Origin of the sequence: Shewanella sp. TC10 (genome assembly GCF_009663145.1) — a bacterium.
Lineage (GTDB): Bacteria > Pseudomonadota > Gammaproteobacteria > Enterobacterales > Shewanellaceae > Shewanella.
In genome coordinates, this window is sequence record NZ_VKHR01000115.1 from 1 (window position 1) to 2345 (window position 2345).

Consider the following 2345-nt stretch of genomic DNA (forward strand, 5'->3'; position numbering starts at 1 on the left):
GTGCATCTTGGATAGTGGTAAAGCMWKGCTTTRCCACTATCCAAGATGCACTTCAAAACCTCACTTCAACAACAGGTGCTATGACGACTCAGGAAGTACATGGTTTTACCCCTGCAGCTTCGTCAATTAGTTTACGTAACGCGGGTGCAAGTCGTACTCTAACGCTTATTGATGGTAAGCGTTTAAACCAGTATCCAAAACCTGCAGGCGGTACCGATAACTTTGTTGATACTGCAAACTTGCCTATGGAAGCTGTAGAGCGCATTGAAGTTCTTCAATCTGGTGGTTCAGCCATTTATGGTGCTGATGCTGTCGGTGGTGTTATTAACATTATCTTGAAAAAGGATTTTGATGGTGTAGCTCTTAAGTATCGCCACGGTGATACCACTGAAGGCGGCGGAATGAATGACCGCATCGCATTATCATTAGGCTCTTCGAGTTCAAAAGGTAACGTTTCTACTTTCATCGAATTTAGTAGTAACGAGCAACTCAAAGCAACTGATCGCGAAAACTTCGGCCTTCACACTGATAAAGTTCCGCACAGTGATTACTCACAATACAGCTCATACGGCGCTCGTATTGCAGGTTCTGGAACAGGTGCTCGTCAACTTTCACCACAAGAATGTACCGATGGCGGGTTCTTCTGGGATGACGCTCGCAGCATTTGTGGATTTGACCGCTCTGAATGGCGAGATCTTGAGCCAGAAAGCTACCGCTTTATCAGCACCACAAACTTTAATTACGAGTTATCTGACGATGTTACCTTTTTAGGCCGTCTAGACTTTGCTAATGCTAAATCGACCACTAACTTTGAGCCTATGGCCATTGATGACTACGATATCAATGTTAATGGTGACGACTTAACAGTGAGCTACGGCGATCTGATGAGCAAAACATTTAGCAAATCAACCGGTCTTGGTGGTGATTTCGCTAACGCAACAGATGGCGACTACTACTACGTTCGACGTTTACACGAGTTTGATAACCGTAGTGGCGAAACCAACACCAACAATTACTTCTTCTCTGTTGGTCTGCAAGGTGTGTTAGCTGATGAATATGATTGGGATATGTCAGCAAACTACGGCCGCACTAACGTTGATGTATATCGCAGCGGTTTTGCCACTGTAGGCGGCATGTTTGATTACATTACTGCGGGTGAAAATGGTAATTCGTTACTTGATAACATCTCTGATGAAGATGTAGAAGCGGCTTCTTACTCGCCATTTGAGCGTGCTCAGTCTACTCAAAAAAATATCCAAGCTAACATCACAGGTCTTGCATTTGAAATGCCTGAAGGTGATGCCATGTTTGCGTTTGGTGCAGAATACACCGAACAAGATTATCAAACAGAATCTGATTCTGAAACACAAAATGGTTCAGTATTAACCACAGGTGGTTCATCTGGTTCTGGTGAACGTGACTTCTGGGCAACATACGCAGAAATTAGCGTACCTGTTCTTGAAGATCTCACCGTTGCAGCTGCGCTTCGTTACGATCATTACAGTGACTTTGGCGGTAACTTATCACCACAAGTGACTGTAGAATACCGCCCTGTTGATGAGTTATTAGTTCGTGGTTCTTGGAGCAGCGTATTCCGTGCACCAGATATGCACCGTGTATACGGTGATGCGACAAACGGCTTCACGACAGTTATCGACTTTAAGCAGTGTGCAGCAATGGGTGGACAGCCTGGCGTTACTAACCCAGATCCAACCATCAATGAAATCTGTAATGAATTACACATTGATACCACAACTGGTGCAAACAAAGAGCTAGAAGCAGAAACAGGCTACACAGCTAACATTGGTGCTGTTTGGGGCGGCGATAGCTTAGAAGCATCGATTGATTTATGGGAATGGAAACTTGACGACATGGTAAGCGATATCAGCGCTTCAACTGCCGCACAAGAATACGATACCTATGAAGATATGATCACTCGTGACGCAAGTGGCACCATTACCCACATCAACACTGTTGCACAAAACCTAGCGTATCAAAAAGTACGTGGTATTGATTTAACGGCTGGCTACAGCTGGGACTTCAATGACATGGGTGAGTTAAGAGTTAACTTCAATGGTACTTACATCTTATTATCTGAAGGTCAGCTAAACCCGACTTCAGATGTAGATGATGATATTGAAGATGGTGGATTACCTCAGTACCGTGCAAACATGATCTTTAGTTACTTCATTAATGACTTTGAAACCACTTTAGGTGCTTACCATACAGCACGTATGCATGGTGTTTCATACAGCTCATTCATCGATGATGAGGACTTTAACGAAGAAGACTTAGAAGTGGCTTCACAAACTAAGTGGAACCTAACGTCTGCTTATAACTTCACT

The 2345-nt window shown here is 43.8% G+C and carries 1 protein-coding gene; it reads left to right on the forward strand.

The features are described from left to right. A partial coding sequence (locus tag FNZ24_RS21300; protein WP_153916806.1) for a TonB-dependent receptor plug domain-containing protein occupies nucleotides 1-2345 on the forward strand: 2345 nt, incomplete at both ends.